Source organism: Microbacterium paludicola (genome assembly GCF_039529675.1).
GTDB lineage: Bacteria > Actinomycetota > Actinomycetes > Actinomycetales > Microbacteriaceae > Microbacterium > Microbacterium paludicola.
Genome location: NZ_BAAANG010000001.1, coordinates 201,977 through 219,476, shown reverse-complemented (window position 1 = coordinate 219,476; position 17,500 = coordinate 201,977). Strand labels below are relative to the sequence as shown.

General features: G+C 68.5%; 20 protein-coding genes. 6 read left to right on the top strand and 14 right to left on the bottom strand.

The features are described 5' to 3' along the window. Window positions 1-57: 57 nt before the first annotated feature. The 8 genes from ABD161_RS01090 to ABD161_RS01055 form a co-directional block, all read right to left on the bottom strand. Window positions 58-1,032 carry an SRPBCC family protein gene (locus tag ABD161_RS01090; protein ID WP_343998856.1) on the bottom strand — a complete coding sequence of 325 codons (975 nt, stop codon included), beginning with the start codon at window positions 1,030-1,032 and terminating at the stop codon, window positions 58-60. A gap of 29 nt (window positions 1,033-1,061) precedes the next feature. Further along, window positions 1,062-1,397: an ArsR/SmtB family transcription factor gene (locus ABD161_RS01085; protein WP_343998853.1), complete on the bottom strand. Its 336-nt coding sequence runs from the start codon at window positions 1,395-1,397 to the stop codon at window positions 1,062-1,064. Between the two features lie 64 nt (window positions 1,398-1,461). After that, window positions 1,462-1,800 (bottom strand): tryptophan synthase subunit alpha, encoded by a 339-nt coding sequence (locus tag ABD161_RS01080; RefSeq protein ID WP_343999114.1) that lies wholly within the window; start codon window positions 1,798-1,800, stop codon window positions 1,462-1,464. A 142-nt stretch (window positions 1,801-1,942) separates the two neighbouring features. Continuing rightward, entirely contained in the window at window positions 1,943-2,200 is a 258-nt protein-coding gene (locus ABD161_RS01075) for a DUF7218 family protein (protein ID WP_343998851.1), read from the bottom strand. 1 nt (window position 2,201) lies between these two features. After that, window positions 2,202-3,092 carry an SDR family oxidoreductase gene (locus tag ABD161_RS01070; RefSeq protein ID WP_343998849.1) on the bottom strand — a complete coding sequence of 297 codons (891 nt, stop codon included), beginning with the start codon at window positions 3,090-3,092 and terminating at the stop codon, window positions 2,202-2,204. Window positions 3,093-3,410: 318 nt separating this feature from the next. Next, a complete protein-coding gene (locus ABD161_RS01065; protein ID WP_135114626.1) occupies window positions 3,411-4,394 on the bottom strand; it encodes a ParB/RepB/Spo0J family partition protein in 984 nt (327 codons plus the stop codon). Beyond that, window positions 4,394-5,338 (bottom strand): ParA family protein, encoded by a 945-nt coding sequence (locus ABD161_RS01060; RefSeq protein WP_135114627.1) that lies wholly within the window; start codon window positions 5,336-5,338, stop codon window positions 4,394-4,396. Before ABD161_RS01060 ends, ABD161_RS01065 begins: the two co-directional genes overlap by 1 nt. A gap of 105 nt (window positions 5,339-5,443) precedes the next feature. After that, complete coding sequence (locus tag ABD161_RS01055; protein WP_343998846.1) at window positions 5,444-6,457, bottom strand: diacylglycerol/lipid kinase family protein; 1,014 nt, start codon at window positions 6,455-6,457, stop codon at window positions 5,444-5,446. A gap of 531 nt (window positions 6,458-6,988) precedes the next feature. Here ABD161_RS01055 and ABD161_RS01050 point away from each other — a divergent pair. Further along, window positions 6,989-7,282, top strand: a complete 294-nt coding sequence (locus tag ABD161_RS01050) for a GIY-YIG nuclease family protein (RefSeq protein ID WP_343998844.1) — start codon at window positions 6,989-6,991, stop codon at window positions 7,280-7,282. A 527-nt stretch (window positions 7,283-7,809) separates the two neighbouring features. Here the strand turns inward: ABD161_RS01050 and rsmG are convergent. The 6 genes from rsmG to rpmH are packed head-to-tail and all read right to left on the bottom strand — an operon-like array spanning window position 7,810 to window position 10,944. Next, window positions 7,810-8,445, bottom strand: a complete 636-nt coding sequence (rsmG, locus tag ABD161_RS01045) for a 16S rRNA (guanine(527)-N(7))-methyltransferase RsmG (RefSeq protein WP_343998842.1) — start codon at window positions 8,443-8,445, stop codon at window positions 7,810-7,812. Window positions 8,446-8,447: 2 nt separating this feature from the next. Then, window positions 8,448-8,939, bottom strand: a complete 492-nt coding sequence (locus ABD161_RS01040; protein ID WP_135114630.1) for a Jag family protein — start codon at window positions 8,937-8,939, stop codon at window positions 8,448-8,450. 52 nt (window positions 8,940-8,991) lie between these two features. Further along, window positions 8,992-10,062: a membrane protein insertase YidC gene (yidC, locus tag ABD161_RS01035; RefSeq protein ID WP_135114631.1), complete on the bottom strand. Its 1,071-nt coding sequence runs from the start codon at window positions 10,060-10,062 to the stop codon at window positions 8,992-8,994. 6 nt (window positions 10,063-10,068) lie between these two features. Further along, window positions 10,069-10,380, bottom strand: coding sequence for a membrane protein insertion efficiency factor YidD (gene yidD / locus ABD161_RS01030; RefSeq protein ID WP_135114632.1), 312 nt, complete (start codon window positions 10,378-10,380; stop codon window positions 10,069-10,071). Between the two features lie 50 nt (window positions 10,381-10,430). Then, window positions 10,431-10,769: a ribonuclease P protein component gene (gene rnpA, locus ABD161_RS01025; protein ID WP_135114633.1), complete on the bottom strand. Its 339-nt coding sequence runs from the start codon at window positions 10,767-10,769 to the stop codon at window positions 10,431-10,433. A 37-nt stretch (window positions 10,770-10,806) separates the two neighbouring features. Then, window positions 10,807-10,944, bottom strand: a complete 138-nt coding sequence (rpmH, locus tag ABD161_RS01020) for a 50S ribosomal protein L34 (RefSeq protein ID WP_043595303.1) — start codon at window positions 10,942-10,944, stop codon at window positions 10,807-10,809. A gap of 300 nt (window positions 10,945-11,244) precedes the next feature. Between rpmH and dnaA the strand changes: the two genes are divergently transcribed. The 5 genes from dnaA to ABD161_RS00995 all read left to right on the top strand — a co-directional run bounded on the left by dnaA (window position 11,245) and on the right by ABD161_RS00995 (window position 17,382). Further along, window positions 11,245-12,696 carry a chromosomal replication initiator protein DnaA gene (gene dnaA, locus ABD161_RS01015; RefSeq protein ID WP_406916658.1) on the top strand — a complete coding sequence of 484 codons (1,452 nt, stop codon included), beginning with the start codon at window positions 11,245-11,247 and terminating at the stop codon, window positions 12,694-12,696. 273 nt (window positions 12,697-12,969) lie between these two features. Beyond that, on the top strand, window positions 12,970-13,668 hold the full coding sequence (locus ABD161_RS01010; RefSeq protein WP_343998836.1) for a D-2-hydroxyacid dehydrogenase family protein: 699 nt from the start codon (window positions 12,970-12,972) through the stop codon (window positions 13,666-13,668). Window positions 13,669-14,130: 462 nt separating this feature from the next. Continuing rightward, a complete protein-coding gene (gene dnaN, locus ABD161_RS01005; protein WP_135114636.1) occupies window positions 14,131-15,273 on the top strand; it encodes a DNA polymerase III subunit beta in 1,143 nt (380 codons plus the stop codon). Between the two features lie 409 nt (window positions 15,274-15,682). Next, on the top strand, window positions 15,683-16,897 hold the full coding sequence (recF, locus tag ABD161_RS01000; protein ID WP_343998834.1) for a DNA replication/repair protein RecF: 1,215 nt from the start codon (window positions 15,683-15,685) through the stop codon (window positions 16,895-16,897). Further along, on the top strand, window positions 16,894-17,382 hold the full coding sequence (locus ABD161_RS00995; RefSeq protein ID WP_343998832.1) for a DciA family protein: 489 nt from the start codon (window positions 16,894-16,896) through the stop codon (window positions 17,380-17,382). The genes recF and ABD161_RS00995 overlap by 4 nt, the downstream gene beginning before the upstream one ends. Window positions 17,383-17,500: the final 118 nt, after the last annotated feature.

The following is a 17,500-nucleotide window of genomic DNA, read 5'->3' as shown; positions in this document are numbered from 1 at the left end:
CGCGATCCGGATCCGGATCTGGCGAATCGACGCGCGATCCGGCGGCGCTCGCGTACGTCAGGAGACCGGCACGAGCTCCTCGAGCCGGCGGTAGCTCGCCTCCATGCCGTCCGTCATCCCGGTGGCGAGCACCATCTCGCGCACCTCGGCGCTCGGGTAGGTGATCACGAGCGTCAGCAGCGTGCCGCCGTCGACCGGCGTGAGGGTGAGCTCGTTGCGCGACGGCTCGCCTGGCATGCCGATCATCGCCTCGGTCGTGACCTCGCGGTGCGGCGAGTGCGACTCGAGCAGCTCGCCCTCGAAGCCGAATCCGTCGGATCCGTCCTCTCGCGTCCACTCCTGGCGGAACCGGTCGCCGACGTTCTCCGCGACGTCCGCCACGGTCATCACCCAGCCGTCGGGTCCGAGCAGCCAGCGCTTCATAAGCCCCGGGTCGTGGTGAGCGCGCCACACCTGCTCGACGGTGCCCCGGATGACGCGGCTGACGCGCACCTGGGTGTCGCCGATGAGCTGGGCCGCGACGGGGAGGTCTGCCGCGAAGGCCCGAAGATCCTCGAGCACGGCGTCGATCTGACCCATGGCGGAGGTCATCCCCTGCTCCATTCCCATCTCGACGAGCTGCTCCATCTCCTCGAGCGAGGGGAACGTGGTCACCGTCACCAGCCGCGATCCGGCGTCCGTATCCGTGAACGAGAAGGTCATCAGCATCGTCGGCATGTCGGTGTTGAGGGTGCCGTCCTCGCGGGCGAACCCGTCGCGCACGGTGAACGAGCGGCCCTCGTCGACCGCCTCGAACTGCCAGAGGCCTCCGGAGCGCGAGCCGTCCGGGCCCGTCATGTAGTAGCTGGACGTTCCTCCGGGGAACACGTCGTGGCGCGTGAAGGTGGCCGGCCACTCCGGCGGACCCCAGAAGCGCTCGATCTGGCGCGGGTCGACGTAGGCGTCCCACAGTCGGCGGACGCCCACCGGGAAGTCGGCCGTGACGGTCATCGTGAGGGCGTCGAGGTCCTTCTCGACAGAGGTGAGGGGCATGATCTTGCCTTTCTGCGATTCCTGTGGGGTCATTCCTCGGTCAGCAGGTCATCGAGGCGGGCGATGCGGCCTCGCCAGATCTGCTCGAACCGGTCCAGCAGCGCCTGCGCGCGCCGGATCCGCTCGGGGTCGCCGCGCACGATGCGTTCGCGGCCGTGCGGGTGCTTCGTCACGAGCCCCGCTCCTTCCAACACCGCGACGTGCTTCTGCACGGCCGCGAAGGACATGTCGTAGGCGGCGGCGAGCTGCGACACGGTGGCCTCGCCCGCGAGGGTCCGGCGCAGGATGTCGCGGCGCGTCGCGTCGGCGAGGGCCCGGAAGATCCGGTCCACCTCGTCGTCGGTGAGTTCCGTTTGTACAACCATTTGGTTGTACGTTAGCGCATGCGACGCGGATGTCAACAGGGGGAGGAGAAGATCCTGAGCCGGATCAGCGGGCGTCGGAGACGCGCACGACGGCATCCCAGCGACGGTGAGTGTTCTCCTGGCCGATGAGCCGCCAGACGGCGCGGGTCAGCTGGGGGTACTCCTGCGCGATCAGTCGCAGCAGGCGCTGATTGCGCGCGTGCGTGGGGCGCAGGCCGCCGTCGGCCTCGATGTGCTCGGCGCGGAGGGTGAAGACGACGAGCTCGTCGACCGTCGGCAGATCCTCCATGAACTCCCACGGGTCTTCGCCACCCCGCAGCCGCTCGTGCACGACGGCCGCGAGCTCCTCGGCGGCCTCTGCGCGCAGCACCTCGACGCTCGCGCGCCGCCGGGGCAGGTCCATGGGGTCGTTCACCCATCAAGGCTACGCGCGCGAGCCTGGGCGGGATCCGGATGTGCAAACTCTGTCTGCCCGTGACGTCGCCCTCACGAGGGCAGAGGAAAGGGCCGACGGACCTCGGATCCGCCGGCCCCAGGGGGAGCGCTCAGTGGTTGCGGAGCTTGTCGATCAGCTCGTCCTTCTTGAGCTTCGAGACGCCCTCGATGCCGAGGTCCTTCGCGCGGTCGCGCAGTTCGTCGACGGTGCGGTCGTCGTAGTTCTCCGCGGCGCCGCCACGCTCGCCGACCTCATCGCGCCCGTCGCGCGCCGCGGCGTTGGCGATCCGGGCGGCCTTCTCCTTCGAGTTGCCCTCGTCGCGGAGCTTCTCGTAGAGCTTCTCGTCCTTGATGCTGTTGTTGGGCATGTCAGAACCCCTTTCCTCCTGTCACCGGAAGCACGGCGCCGGACGTGTACGACGCCTCGTCGCTTGCGAGGTAGACGTAGGCCCCCGCGAGCTCGACCGGCTGGCCGGCCCGGCCGAGCGGGGTGTCGGCCCCGAACTCCTTGACCTTCTCGGCCGGGAAACCGGTCGCCGGGATGAGCGGCGTCCAGATCGGCCCGGGGGCGACCGCGTTGACGCGGATTCCCTTCTCGCCCAGCTCCTCCGCGAGCGCCTGCGTGAAGGCGACGAGCGCCGCCTTCGTCATCGCGTAGTCGAGCAGACCCGGCGCGGGGCTCGACGCCTGGATCGACGTGGTGACGATGATCGATGCCCCGGGAGACATATGCGGCACCGCCTCGCGCGCGAGCAGCATCGTCGACACCAGGTTCGTGTGGAACGTCCGTTCGATCTCGGAGGTCGTCAGCGTCTCGACGCCGTCGCGCTGGCGCTGGTATGCCGCGTTCGGAATAAGGATATCGAGGCCGCCAAGCTCGGTTCGCGCCGCCGCGACGACGTCCACACACGCCTGCTCCTCCGTGAGGTCGGCGGGAAGGAGGACGCATTTGCGCCCCGCCTCGCGGATGTAGCGCTCGGTGGTCTGCGCATCCTCTTCCTCCTCGGGCAGGTAGACGATGGCGACATCGGCGCCCTCGCGCGCGTAGGCGATCGCGACGGCCCGGCCGATGCCCGAGTCTCCACCGGTGATGAGCGCCTTGCGTCCCTCGAGCCGGCCGCGGCCGACCCAGCTGGTCTCACCGTGATCGGGGGTGGGCTCCATCGCCTCGGTCATGCCCGGCTGGCTCGGCTGCTCCTGCTCGGGGAAGCTGCCCGAGGGCTCACGCGGATCGGACTGGTTGAGAGTGTCGTCGGTCACGAGGCCTCCTTGGCGTGGGTGTCGGTATGACGATCACGCTAGAGACTCGAGCCGCGCCCTCCCACCCCCTTGACGGAACAGGACGCCGCGCCTAAGTCCGCTGCTTCCCGGGCGCTGAGGTGTCACCCCACGGCTTCGACTCGTCGCTGCGCTCCTCGCTCACCCCGTTTCGACTGCGTTCGCTGTCGCTCACTCCGCTCAACGACCGGAGGGTTGTGTCCGCCCACCGGTCGTTGAGCGGAGCGAAGCGGAGTCGAAACGGGCTGAGCGAGCGCTAGCGAGTCGAAGCCGGCGGGTGCCCTCCAACGACAAAGGGCCTCAGTTGCCGTAGCCCTCTTCGCCGAGCTCCGCGAGGATCCGATTCAGGTCCTGGATCGTCGCGAAGTCGATCTTGATCTGGCCCTTGCGGGAGGTCAGGTCGATCTTCACCTTGGTGTTCAGCCGGTCGCCCAGACGATCGGCGACGTCGTTGAGGAAGGCACGACGCGCTCCGGGTTGCGGCTTCGGCGCGCGAGGACCCGCCTCGGCGGTGACGGTCTTGGCGGCGGCCTCGGCCGCGCGCACAGACAGGTCCTCGTTGACGATCTTGTCCGACAGTCGCTGCATGGCGTCGGCGTCCTCGAGCGACAGGATGGCGCGTGCATGCCCGGCGCTCAGCACGCCGGCCGCCACGCGCTGCTGCACCGGAACGGGCAGGCGCAGCAGACGGATGGTGTTGCTGATCTGGGGGCGCGAGCGGCCGATCCGCTTCGCGAGCTCGTCCTGGGTGATGCCGAAGTCCTCGAGCAGCTGCTGGTAGGCCGATGCCTCTTCCAGGGGGTTCAGCTCGGAGCGGTGGAGGTTCTCGAGAAGCGCGTCGCGCAGCAGGTTCTCGTCCGACGTGTCGCGCACGACGGCGGGGATCGACGTGAGGCCGGCCTCCCGCGACGCGCGCGTGCGGCGCTCGCCCATGATGAGCTCGTACGTGCCGTCGCCCTTGTCGCGGACGACGACCGGCTGCAGCACACCGAACTCGCGCACGCTGTGCACGAGCTCGGCGAGATCCTCGGGGTCGAAATGCGTGCGCGGCTGGCGCGGGTTGGGGACGATGCTGTGCGGGTCGATCTGCACGAGCCGCGCGCCGGGCACTGCGACCAGGTCGTCCTCCGCCTCGGCGGCGGCCGTCGCCTTCTCGGCGGCTTCGGCCGCCTTCTTCGTGGGGGCGCCGGGGAAGAAGACATCGACAGGCCGCGCCTCGCTCGACTCCGCCGTGGGGATCAGTGCGCCGATGCCCCGTCCAAGTCCCGTTCGCTTCGCCGCCATCAGGCTTCCTCTCCCGTATCGCCGGCTGCTGCGCCGGCGTCATTCTGACTGCGTCGGACGATCTCGACCGCGGCCTCGCGATACGCGATCGCCCCCGCCGAGTTCCCGTCGTACGCAATGACCGTCTGACCGAAGCTCGGAGCTTCGGAAATCCTGACTGACCTGGGAATCATGGTCTGCAGCACCTCATCCGCGAAGTGGCTGCGCACCTCATCCGCAACCTGCTGCGCGAGCTTCGTGCGACCGTCGTACATCGTGAGCAGGATGGTCGACAGGTGCAGCTTCGGATTGAGGTGCTTCTGGATCATCTTCACGTTCCCGAGTAGCTGGCTCAGCCCCTCGAGCGCGTAGTACTCGCACTGGATGGGGAGGAAGACTTCCTCCGCAGCCGTGAAGGCGTTGATCGTGAGCAGCCCGAGGGAGGGAGGGCAGTCGATCAGGATGAAGTCGAGCGGTGTCTCCTGCTCACGCACGTACTCGTCGATCGCGGTCTTGAGTCGCTGCTCGCGAGCCACCTGCGTGACGAGTTCGATCTCTGCACCGGCGAGGTGGATGTTGCTCGGCGCGCAGAACAGGCGATCCGATTCCGGGCTCGTCTGCACGACGTCCGAGATCGGAAAGCCATCGATCAGGACGTCGTAGATACTCGGGGTGTCGGCACTGTGCGGGATGCCGAGCGCCGTTGAGGCGTTGCCCTGCGGGTCGAGGTCGATCACGAGCACGCGGCCGCCGAGCGAAGCGAGCGCCGCGGCGATATTGACCGTCGTGGTCGTCTTGCCGACGCCGCCCTTCTGGTTCGAGATGGTCATGACCCGCGTATGACCGGGGAACTCGACCTCCACCGCCGCCAACGCGCGCCGCCGGGCCGAGAGATCGGCCAGCTCGCGAGCGAGAGGCGTGTCGTCTGGGAGTGCGAACGACGCCGCCTTCTCGGACTGTTTCACGTGAAACACTCTTCCCTTCGGAGCAACTGGCCTCCCCCACTCTAACCGCCACCACGGACACAGCCCGCGTGTCGGCTGAGCGGCCTCGCCGTTTCACGTGAAACATCACCCGAGCAGTCGAAGTGCCCCTCGGTGGACCTGTACGCGGATGGGCAGCGCTCCGATGGGCTCGCCGTCGCCGTACACGATGGGGGAGCTCGCCGGTCCGTCGAGCGAATCGATTGTCACCGCACGGGCTGAGATCGCACGCAGGTGAGGCGAGCGCAGGTGTGCGCCGGCGATCATGAGCGGGAACAGCCGGGCAGCCGTGAGCCGTCCCACATCCCGGGCAAGCACGAGCTCGAGCGAGCCGTCGTCAATGCGTGCGTTCGACGCGACGCGGATGCCGCCGCCGAAGGTGGATCCGTTCGCCGCAGTGACGAGGGCGCCGCGCTGCTCCCAGGTGAGCGTGTGCTCCCCGTGGTCGTCACGGGCCCCCATCAGCAGGCCCGGGAATGTCTCGAGCTCCGCTCGCTGCGGGGGAGTGGGGGCAACGCCTTCGATCGTCAGCCTGTAGACCCAGGAGCGATAGCCGAGGATCTCGCGGATCGCCGCGATCACGTACCGTGAGGAGCCGCGCGGGAACCGCATCCGGCCGGCGCGCGCGTTCACCGCGGCATCGATTCCGGCCGATACCGCGTCGGCGACCCAGCACCCTCCGTCGACGACCCCCGTACCCTCGACACGCAACAGATCCACGGCGCGTGGGGTGGTGCCGGCGGTGATGCCCGCCACGAGCTCCTCGATCGCGCGGGCCGAATCCGTGTGAAGGCGAGCCGCGGCCGCGAAGTCGTTTCCGGTGCCGACGGGGATGATGCCCAGAGGAATCTGCGTGGCGGCTACGGCCTGGATACCGAGGTGCAGCATCCCGTCGCCACCCACGACGACGAGGTAGTCGAGTTCGGACAGCCTGCCCCGCACGTTGTCGAGGGCGACATCGGCACTCAGGGCCGATAGCCCGATGACGTCGAACCCGGCGTCGACCAGGCGTCGCGCCAGTTGCGCGCCGACATCCTTGGCGGTTCCACCCCCAGCTGTCGGGTCACCACGAGCCCAACTCGCCGCGTCTTCTGCACCCACCCACGCTACCGCCCCGTTTCACGTGAAACATCCCACCCCACTGGTCGCTGAGCGGAGCGAAGCGGAGTCGAAACGGGCTGAGCGACACTTCGACTCGCTTCGCTCGCTCAGCACGGGTCTCCGCGAGTCGAAGCCAGCCGGTAAAGCCATGGCTTCGACTCGTCGCTGCGCTCCTCGCTCACCCCGTTTCGACTGCGCTCGCTAGCGCTCCCTCCGCTCAACGACCAGGGGAGTGCGCCTCGCCCGCACGCGGTTTCACGTGAAACATCCGACAGGGAGTCGCTAAGCCAATCCAGACACACTCCCGAACCGTCGCCGGTCGTTGAGCGGAGCGAAGCGGAGTCGAAACGGGCTGAGCGAGCGAAGCGAGTCGAAGCCGCTACCGTCCCCGTCCGCAAGGCTTCGACTCGTCGCTGCGCTCCTCGCTCACCCCGTTTCACGTGAAACATGCCCGCTGAGGCGACGCCCTCCGCCAACCAAGGCTGTGGACAACACGCTCACGCCCACCCGGACCAGAAGTATGGTCGCGGCATGACCCAGGGCTGCACCTACATCCTTCGGTGCGCCGATAACACCTTCTACGTCGGGAGCACGAACGACATCACCACGCGCCTCGCCGCGCACCAGGCGGGGGAGGGTGCCGAGTACACGAGTCGGCGTCTACCCGTGAGCATCGAGTGGTGCGGACAGTTCGACCGCATCGAGGACGCCTTCGCATTCGAGAAGCGCCTGCAGGGCTGGAGTCATGCAAAACGTGCCGCGTTCATTGCCGGTGGTTTCGATGCCGTCAAGGGATGGAGCAAGAAACACCCGAGCGGTCGGTGAGCGGAGCGACGAGAATCGAGGGTGACCTGCGCGGCCGCGGCTTCGACTCGTCGCTACGCTCCTCGCTCACCCCGTTTCGACTGCGTTCGCTGGCGCTCACTCCGCTCAACGACCAGAAGCCGCGAGACCGTACGCCGTTTCACGTGAAACACCGGCCGGTCGTTGAGCGGAGCGAAGCGGAGTCGAAACGGGCTGAGCGGAGCGAAGCGAGCCGAGGCCGATCCCGCGTGCAGCCGCGGCTTCGACTCGTCGCTGCGCTCCTCGCTCACCCCGTTTCGACTGCGTTCGCTGGCGCTCACTCCGCTCAACGACCAGAAGCCGCGAGACCGCACGCCGTTTCACGTGAAACACCGGCCGGTCGTTGAGCGGAGCGAAGCGGAGTCGAAACGGGCTGAGCGGAGCGAAGCGAGCCGAGGCCGACCCCTACAGCCGCGGCTTCGACTCGTCGCTACGCTCCTCGCTCACTCCGCTCAACGACCAGCAGCCGCAAGACTGCACGCCGTTTCACGTGAAACCCACCCGGGACTTCAGCCGCGGACGACCGCCCGGACCACGCGGGTCTCCTCCGCGAGAACGCCCTCGCCGAGCACCTCGACGCGGACGTCGCTCAGCTTGTAACTGCGGATCGCTTTCTGCGCCGCCTCGATCTCCGTCGGAGCGCCCGTGCCCTTCAACAGGATCAGCTCGCCGCCATCGCGCGCAAGGGGCGCGACCCAGGGGATCAGCGTCCGCAGCGCACTGACCGCGCGGGCGGTCACGGCATCCAGGGTTCCCTCGTAGCGGCCGGCTTCCTCGGCGCGCGCCCGCTCGACGACGACGTTGTCCAGACCCAGCGCCGCCACCTGCTCCTCGAGCCAGGCGACGCGACGCTCCATCGGCTCGATCAGCACGAACCGCACATCCGGACGCGCGATGGCGAGGACGATCCCGGGCAGTCCTGCACCAGAACCCACGTCTCCGACCACGCCACCCGCGGGGAACAGGGGAGCGGCGATCGCACTGTTCAGGATGTGGCGGGTCCAGAGGCGCGGAACCTCGAGCGGGCCGATCAGCCCGCGCTCCTCGCCGTGCTCCGCCAGTGCTGCGGTGAAGGCCCGGGCGAGCTCGATCCGGTCGCCGAACAGCGCGACGGCAGCCGCCGGCTCCGGCTCGAGGCCCTCCACGATCAGCCCCGCCGGATGACGGTGTGACGGTCGGCGCCGTCGCCGTACGACTCCGACACGAGGCCGCGGTCGGCCACGATGTCGTGGACGAGCTTGCGCTCGTAGCTCGACATCGCGGGAAGCGACGCCTGCGAGGCGCCCTCGTCGAGGCGGGCCACGGCGGCATCCACCAGCTTCTCCAGCTGGCGCTGACGAGCGTCTCGCGATCCGCCGACGTCCAGGATCAGACGCGAGAAGCGCCCGGTCTTCGCCTGCACCGACAGCCGCGTCAGCTCCTGCAGCGCCTGCACGGTGTCGGGGTGGGCGAGCACGGAGAGCGAGTCGTCATCCGACTCCACCGACACGTACGCGCGACCCTGCTTCACGTCGAGCGTGAGGTCGCCCTCGATGTCGGCGATGTCGAGCAGGCCCTCGACGTAGTCGGCGGCGATGTCGCCCTCGGCCTCGAGCTCGGCCTGAGTGGGGGCGTCGCCCGTGACGGGAGTGGTGCTCATGTGCAGATCCTCGCGAGTGTCAGAGAACGGGATAATGCCTGATCAGAGGGTATTACGAAACCGGTGCACCCGCGGAGCCGTCGTCATCCGGCTTCGCGGTCGACCCGGTGCCGTCCGAGCGCTGCGCCTGCTTCTTCGCGCGCTGCTTTCCCATCGGCTGCTGGCGCTTGGGCTGCACAGCCTTGCGCTTCTCGGACTCCTCGAGAAGGCGACGCTGCTCCTCCTCGTACTCGGCCATGGACACGACCTTGCCCTGCGAGTTGAGCGCCTTGCCGCGGCGGGCGAGGCGCTCCTCGCGGGCCTTGGCGGCCTCGGAGCCGGGCGTCGGGAGCTCGCGGATGACCACAAACTGCTGCGCCATCGTCCACAGGTTGCTGAAGAACCAGTACAGGACCACACCGAGGGGGAAGAAGACGCCCGAGAAGATGAAGCCCAGCGGCAGCACCCAGAGCATGATGCGCTGCATCTGGTACGCCTGGCCGGTCTTGGCCTCGGGGGAGAGGTTCTTCGAGATGATCTGCAGCTGCGTGTAGAACTGCGACGCGATCATCAGCACCACGAGGACGGCGAGGATGACGATCGTCGACGTCGCGCCGGCGGCCCACGCGTCACCGAGCGTCTGGTGGAACGGCGCGATCTCGAAGAGCTTCGCGTCGTTGAACTGCTTCGTGAGCTCGGCGTTCAGCAGGCCGACGCCGCCGACACCCCTGTCGGCGTGCAGCTTGACGTCCGACAGCGTGTAGTACATCGAGAAGAAGATCGGCATCTGCACGAGCAGCGGCCAGCAGCCGCTGAGCGGGCTGGAGCCGTGCTTCTTGTACAGGTCCATCGTCTCGCGGCTCATCGCCTCACGAGACAGCTGATCGCGCTTGCCCTTGTATCGCTCCTGGATCTTGCGGATCTGCGGGGCGAGCTCCATCATCGCGCGCTGGCTCTTGATCTGCCGCACGAACAGGGGGATCAGCGCCGAGCGCACGATGATCACGACGCCGACGATGGACAGCATCCAGGTCAGGCCGCCGGCAGCCGGCAGGCCGAGGGTCGTGAACAGCCAGTGCCAGGCGACGAGGATCGCCTCCACGGCCCACTTCAGGGGCCAGAGGATCGTTCCGAAGAAATCCACGAGGGATCAGTCCTTTCGACAGGGCACGACGAAGCCGTGTGGAGTGAGGTCGTAGCGGAAGGCCGGGTGCGGACGGACGTCGTCCTGTCCACCGGCCGCCCAGGGGTGGCACCGGGCGATGCGCGCGGCCGCGAGCACCGATCCTTTCACGAGTCCGTGCTGCTGCACCGCGGTCACGGCGTAGGCCGAGCACGACGGGTAGTAGCGGCAGACGTCGCCGTAGATCGGCGAGATGACGGCCCGGTAGCCGTGAAGCAGGGAGAGTCCCGCGTTGCGGGGGAGCAGTGAGACGGCGACGAGCGCGTCGGATGGGCGCATCCCGGATACGGAAAAACGCGCGGTCCCGCGTGCGGAGGCCGGCAGCACACTCACGCTGCGGCCCTCCGCGCAAGACAGCGCGTCACTTCCGTGCGCAGCTCCTGGAACGTCGCCGTCGCGGCGGACGGGAGCGCGCGGATCACCACGTCGGCTCCCTCGCGCACCTCGGGCAGCGCCTCTGCGCAGACCGCCTTGAGGCGTCGACGGACGGTGTTGCGCGTCACCGCGTTCCCCACGGCCTTGCTCACGATGAAGCCGAACCGCGCGGCGCGCGGTTCGGCTGTCAGCACGACGTGGGTCACGGTGTTCGCGCCTGCGCACCGAGCGCCCCGGCGGACGACGAATCGGTAATCGTCGCCGCGGGTGAGGCGTCTCGGCCGCGCGAGCACAGGCCGGTCGGCTGCGGGGTGGCCCAGCGAGCCGGCGTTACGCCGACAGCTCGGTGCGGCCCTTGCCGCGACGAGCGGCGAGGATGGCGCGACCGGCGCGGGTGCGCATGCGGGCACGGAAGCCGTGCTTCTTGGCGCGACGACGGTTGTTGGGCTGGAAAGTGCGCTTGCTCATGGGATCACTCCGGAGAAGGTGTCACCGGATCGGAAGCTGCCGGAGACGTAGACGGTACGGGAATGCCTCGAGGGCATAAGTCAACCGACCTAGAGTACGTCCGCTCGTGTAGTTCTCGCAAACCAGCCCGACAACCTGACAGTATCTCCACAGCCCGCGCCGGGACGCCGCAGGGACACGCGCCCACCCGCCTCCGGTGCCCGGATCGCCATTTGCCGATACGCCTCTGGATGACTAGCGTGGCACCAGTTATCCACAGGCTGAGCCGCGTGATCGCGCCGAAGCATCCCACCCGAGAGGATGCCCTGTGGATCGTTCATCAGTTTGAGGGGACCCATGTCTACGCAGGACGCAACGCCCGGACCGGCCATCCCGGAGGTCCCAGTGTGGCGTGCCGTGCTGAACGAGCTCGAGCACGACGACCGCGTCACGCCGCCGATGAAGGGGTTCCTGAGCCTCGTCGTCGCCGAGGGCGTCATGGGCGGGACGCTCTACCTCGCCGTGCCGAACGACCTCACGGCCGCGCAGATCACCAAGCGCCTGCGCGAGCCGATCATGGATGCCCTCGCCCGCATCGGCGACGACGCCCAGTCGTTCCGCGTCACCGTGAGCCCCGATCTGTCCGAGGTGCAGCTTCCCCCGATGCTCCCGCCGACCGAGGCCCCGCCGGCCCAGCCCCAGCGGCCGGTCGAGAGCACGGTCGAGTCGCACACCCCGAGCCGCAGCGACACGCGCCTCAACCCGAAGTACACGTTCGACAACTTCGTCATCGGCCAGTCCAACCGGTTCGCGCACGCCGCGGCGGTCGCGGTCGCCGAGGCGCCGGCGAAGGCGTACAACCCGCTCTTCATCTACGGCGACTCGGGCCTCGGCAAGACGCACCTCCTTCACGCGATCGGCGACTACGCGCAGAGCCTGTTCGCGGGCGTCCGCGTCCGCTACGTCTCGAGCGAGGAGTTCACGAACGACTTCATCAACTCGATCGCGAACAACCGCGGCGCCGCCTTCAACGCGCGCTACCGCGATGTGGACATCCTGCTGATCGACGACATCCAGTTCCTGCAGGGGAAGGCCGAGACGCAGGAGGCCTTCTTCCACACCTTCAACACGCTTCACGACCACGACAAGCAGGTCGTGATCACCTCGGATGTCGCCCCGAAGCACCTCACGGGCTTCGAGGACCGGATGCGCAGCCGCTTCGAGTGGGGCCTCATCACCGATGTGCAGGCGCCCGACCTCGAGACGCGTATCGCGATCCTCCGCAAGAAGGCGCAGTCGGAGCGGCTCTACATCCCGGACGACGTCGTCGAGTACATCGCGACCGTCGTCTCGACGAACATCCGCGAGCTCGAGGGCGCCCTGATCCGCGTGTCCGCGTTCGCAAGCCTGAACCGGTCGGATGTCGACATCCAGCTCGCGCAGAACGTGCTGCGCGACATCGTCGACCAGACCGAGGACAACGTGGTGTCGGAGAACGACATCATCACGGCCACCGCCGCCTACTTCAAGCTGACCGTCGACGACCTGTACGGCTCCAGCCGATCGCAGGCGGTCGCGCAGGCCCGGCAGATCGCCATGTACCTCTGCCGCGAGCGGACGAGCCTGTCGCTGCCGAAGATCGGTCAGCTGTTCGGCGGCCGCGATCACACCACGGTCATGTACGCGTACAAGAAGATCAGCGAGCTCATGAAGGAGCGCCGCTCGATCTACAACCAGGTCACCGAGATCACAACGCAGCTCGGTCGCCGCTGAGCCACTCCCGCACGACAATGCCGACCCTCGTCCTCCTCGACGACTACCAGGGGGTCGCGCTGCAGTTCGCGCCGTGGCACGAGCTCGACGGCTGGGATGTGCGCGCCCTGCGCGATCCGCATCCGGATGAGGATGCTCTCGTCGCCGCGCTGTCAGACGCCACGGCGATCGTCGCGATGCGTGAGCGGACGCCGTTCCCGCGCCGGGTGCTCGAGCGCCTGCCGCGCCTCGAACTCCTGATCACGACCGGAGCGGCGAACGCGTCGAATCGACGTGGCCGCGGCCGACGAACTCGGGATCACCGTGTGCGGCACGCGCGCGTCCGCCTCCGCGGCACCGGAGCTCTCGTGGGCCCTGCTGATGAGCGCCGTCCGCGACATCCCCGGTCAAGAGCGGGCGCTGCGCGACGGCCGTTGGCAGACGGGCATCGGCGGCGAGCTGTCGGGACGGACGCTCGGCATCGTGGGGCTGGGGAAGATCGGGATCCGGATGGCCGGCTATGCCCGGGCGTTCGGGATGGACGTGCTCGCATGGAGCGAGAACCTGACCGCCGAGCGCGCCGCCGACGCCGGGGCGGAGCACGTATCGAAGCACGAGCTGTTCTCCCGCGCCGACATCGCGACTCTTCACCTCCGGCTGTCGGAACGCACCCGCGGCATCGTCGGGCGCCCCGAGCTGGAGGCCCTCGGCCCGCAGGGCCTGCTCGTCAACACGGCCCGGGGCGGCCTCGTCGACACCGCGGCCCTGGTGACCGCCCTCGAATCCGGGGCACTGGGCGGCGCCGCCCTCGACGTGTTCGACGAGGAGCCCTTGGCGGCCGATCATCCGCTTCTCACCGCGCCGCGCACCCTGCTGACACCCCACATCGGGTACGTGACCCGTGAGCAGTACGCGATCTTCTACCGCGACGCCCTCGAGGACGTGCGCGCCTGGGCCAGCGGAACGCCCATCCGCGTCGTCTCCGCCTCCTGAGCCGGATCGGCCCGCATTCCGGATCAGGCGTCGATTCGCGTCCGCATGTATGCCTCGATCCGCGCTTGACACGTGCCGCCGGGCAGCCCTATAACGACTTCTCCCCATGTGGAAAACTTGTGGATAACTGTTGAGACACGCCACGGCGCATGTGAACGACACGCGAACGAGGTGTGGACTCACCGCTCGGCGACGTCTCGACCCCGCCGAGCTCATCCCCGGACCGTCCGCAGCAGATCCACAACTCACAACTGTGTAGTTCCCTACGCGCGACGGGGATCCACAGAGTTATCCACATTTTCCACAGGCGCTACTACCACTACAGATCTCTTGTCTTCTGAGGGAGTCCGATGACCGTGACCGGCCAAAGCGGTGGAATCACAGGAATCCCAGCCGGGCACTAGCATGGGAGGCCCACGGGCGGTGAGGTCCGTGATTGTTGTGATTCGAGGGGAAGCACCAGTGAAGTTCCACGTGAACCGCGACGTCTTCAGCGAGGCCGTGTCGTTCGTCGTCAAGCTGCTGCCCCAGCGCAACCCCCAGCCGATCCTGGCCGGCGTGCTGATCGAGGCGACCGAGGATGGCGCGCTCGCGCTGTCGGCCTTCGACTACGAGGCATCGGCGCGCACCACGATCGAGGCGACGATCGACGAGCCGGGCACGATCCTCGTCCACGGGCGTCTGCTGTCGGACATCGCAAGCCGGCTGCCCAACGCGCCGATCCAGATGACGACCGAGGAAGACGGCAACATCGCCCTCACCTGCGGCTCAGCCCGGTTCGCCCTCGCCTCGATGCCCGTCGAGGAATACCCCGCGATCCCCGAGGTCACCGGTGAGTCGGGTCTCGTCCCGGCCGACGACTTCGCCACGGCGATCGCGCAGGTCGCCTTCGCCGCCTCGCGCGACGACGTCACCCCGGTGCTCACCGGTGTGCAGCTCGAGGTCACCGACCAGCAGCTCAGCCTCGTCGCCACAGACCGCTACCGCGTCGCGCTGCGCGACATCGACTGGGACGGCGGCCAGCAGGAGGCCCACGCGCTCGTCCCCGCCCGCACGCTGCAGGAGGTCGGCAAGACGTTCTCGCACGGCGGCAACATCTCGATCGCCTTCTCCGGATCGGGCGACCGCGAGATCATCGCCTTCACCGCGGGCAACAAGACCGTCACCTCGCTGCTGATCAAGGGCAACTTCCCGCCCGTGCGCCGCCTGTTCCCCGAGCAGACCGACCACTACGCAGTCGTGAGCACCGCCGACCTCACCGAGGCAGTGCGTCGCGTCGCGCTGGTGCTCGACCGCTCGGCGCCGCTGCGCTTCACCTTCACCACATCGTCGGTGACGATGGACGCCTCGGGTGGCGACCAGGCGCGCGCCTCCGAGTCCGTCGACGCGCACCTCCAGGGCGAGGACGTCACACTTGGCCTCAACCCGCAGTACCTGCTCGAATCCCTCGCGGCGGTCAAGAGCGAGTTCGTGCGCATCACGTTCACGTCGAGCGACAACGCCAACAAGCTCAGCCCCGTGCTGATCACCAGCCAGACCTCGGTCGACCAGGCAGGCAAGGACTCCTTCAAGTACCTGCTGCAGCCGAACCTGCTGCTTCGCTGATTTCCCGCTTCGCGGGGTAGTGCAGTGAGCGTGCGCGATCTCTCGCCCGACGCTTCGCGCCGGGACTTGTGATCGCGGGCTGCCGCTTCGCTCCATCCGAGGATGGGCGTCACTTCATCGACATGGGGGCGGCCGCTTCGCTCTACGCTCCCTGCGGTCGCAAGGGGTGGCAGTCGCTCGCGAATCAGGTGGGTGTCGGTCGATGGTGGTTGAGTTGAGGTGAAGAACCGGACGAAGGAGGAGTGCAGGCCGTGCGAGCGAAGCGAGCGTGGAGCGGAGCGACTGCCGACCACCTCGAGAACGCGGCGTCTGCCCCCGATGGAGCGGAGCGACAGCGCGCGATCTTGAGTCCCGGCGCTTGCGCCGGGCGAACGATCGCGAACGCCACCATGCTCTACCGAAGAAAATCATGATCGTCGAGCACCTGAGCTTGAAGGACTTCCGCAACTATGCGGAAGCCGAGCTCGCGCTCAGCCCGGGACCGAATGTGCTCGTGGGGCGCAACGGTCAGGGCAAGACGAATCTCGCCGAGGCGATCGCCTACCTCGCGACCCTCGGCTCCCACCGGGTGTCGGCCGATGCGCCGCTCGTCCGCGAGGGGTGCGATGCCGCGTTCGTCCGGGCGCGCCTCGCCCACGGCGAGCGGCGGGTGACGCTCGAGCTGCAGCTCAACAAGCAGGGATCGAACAAGGCGCGGATCGGCGGCTCGCCCGTCCGCACGAACGAGCTGCCGCGCTACGCGCAGGTGGTGCTGTTCGCGCCGGAGGATCTGCAGATCGTCCGCGGCGACCCGTCGTCGCGGCGCCGGTTCGCCGACCAGCTGCTGATCCAGCGGACACCGCGGATGTCGGCGGTGCTCGCCGACTACGACCGCACCCTCCGGCAGCGCACGGCGCTGCTCAAGTCGGCCCGCGCCCGCGGCATGAAGTCGACGCAGCTGCCGACGCTCGACGTGTGGGACGACAAGCTCGTCGCGCTCGGATCAGAGATCATCGACGCCCGCGCCCGCCTCGCTCAGGATCTCGCCGCGCCGGTCTCCGCCGCGTACGCCGCGATCGCCGGCGAGGATCACCGCCCCGAGCTCGAGTGGGCGCTGTCGATTCGCGGGGCGGACCCCGAAGAGGGCGACGACCACCAGGACCCGGCAGCCGGCGCGACCGCCGAGCTGTTCCGCGCGGCCCTGCAGGAGAAGCGCGCCGCAGAACTCGATCGTGGACTGACCCTCGTCGGCCCGCATCGAGACGACCTCATCCTGCGCGTGCGCGGTCTCCTGGTGAAGGGGTACGCCTCTCACGGCGAGTCGTGGTCCGTCGCGCTCTCGCTGCGCCTCGCCTCGGCCGAGCTGCTGCGGGCCGAGTCACCCGGCGGAGACCCGGTGCTGATCCTCGACGACGTCTTCGCCGAGCTCGACGCCGACCGGCGCGCACGGCTCGCCGGCGTGGTGGCCGACTACGAGCAGGTGATCGTCACGGCCGCGGTGGCGGGCGACGTCCCCGAGCCCCTGCGCGCGAACGCGGTGCGGATCGAGTCGGGGCGCGTGCTCGGTCCGCTGCGCGAGCATCCGCTGGACGGCTCGTCGCCCGTGGCCGTCTCTCCCGCCGCAGCCGAAGGGGGCGCCGAATGACCGACGACATCCCCGAGACGATCTCGACCTACCTCCGGCTGCGGGGCCTCGAGCCGAGCCGGCGCGCGCAGTGGCGCAATAAGAAGAAGCGTCGCACGGACGACGACGACAACCAGCCGTTTATGAAGGGGCGCGATCCCGGGTCGATCGGCGACGCCCTCGACGGGCTGACCCGCGCGCACGGCTGGGCTCCCCAGCTGGCGCGCGAGGACCTCGTGCGCCAGTGGGAGGACGTCGCCGGCGCCGAGACCGCGCAGCACTCGAGCCCGGTGTCGCTCAACGACGGCACGCTGACCATCCAGTGCGACTCGACGGCATGGGCGAAGAACCTGTCGTACATGCGCGCGCAGATCCTCACGCAGATCGTCACGAGGTACCCCGAGGCGGGGGTGTCGTCGGTGCGCTTCGTCGGGCCGGACGTCCCCACCTGGAAATGGGGCCCCAGATCGATTCCAGGGCGCGGCCCGCGCGATACCTACGGGTGACCCACGTCCCGGGGTATCCGGATCGGATTTCGTGCGTCTGCGGGCCTGTCACGGCCAGTCGGGACTGTCCCGCTTGATAGGATGGCGGTGCACCCGAATACAGATGTGGAGCGCCCCC

Coding starts and splice junctions, on each gene's coding strand:
- ABD161_RS01090 (WP_343998856.1), bottom strand. CDS start 1,032: ATGCCCCTCACCTCTGTCGAGAAGGACCTCGACGCCCTCACGATGACC.
- ABD161_RS01085 (WP_343998853.1), bottom strand. CDS start 1,397: ATGGTTGTACAAACGGAACTCACCGACGACGAGGTGGACCGGATCTTC.
- ABD161_RS01080 (WP_343999114.1), bottom strand. CDS start 1,800: ATGGACCTGCCCCGGCGGCGCGCGAGCGTCGAGGTGCTGCGCGCAGAG.
- ABD161_RS01075 (WP_343998851.1), bottom strand. CDS start 2,200: ATGCCCAACAACAGCATCAAGGACGAGAAGCTCTACGAGAAGCTCCGC.
- ABD161_RS01065 (WP_135114626.1), bottom strand. CDS start 4,394: ATGGCGGCGAAGCGAACGGGACTTGGACGGGGCATCGGCGCACTGATC.
- ABD161_RS01050 (WP_343998844.1), top strand. CDS start 6,989: ATGACCCAGGGCTGCACCTACATCCTTCGGTGCGCCGATAACACCTTC.
- ABD161_RS01040 (WP_135114630.1), bottom strand. CDS start 8,939: ATGAGCACCACTCCCGTCACGGGCGACGCCCCCACTCAGGCCGAGCTC.
- yidD (WP_135114632.1), bottom strand. CDS start 10,380: ATGCGCCCATCCGACGCGCTCGTCGCCGTCTCACTGCTCCCCCGCAAC.
- rpmH (WP_043595303.1), bottom strand. CDS start 10,944: ATGAGCAAGCGCACTTTCCAGCCCAACAACCGTCGTCGCGCCAAGAAG.
- dnaA (WP_406916658.1), top strand. CDS start 11,245: ATGCCCTGTGGATCGTTCATCAGTTTGAGGGGACCCATGTCTACGCAG.
- recF (WP_343998834.1), top strand. CDS start 15,683: ATGATCGTCGAGCACCTGAGCTTGAAGGACTTCCGCAACTATGCGGAA.
- ABD161_RS00995 (WP_343998832.1), top strand. CDS start 16,894: ATGACCGACGACATCCCCGAGACGATCTCGACCTACCTCCGGCTGCGG.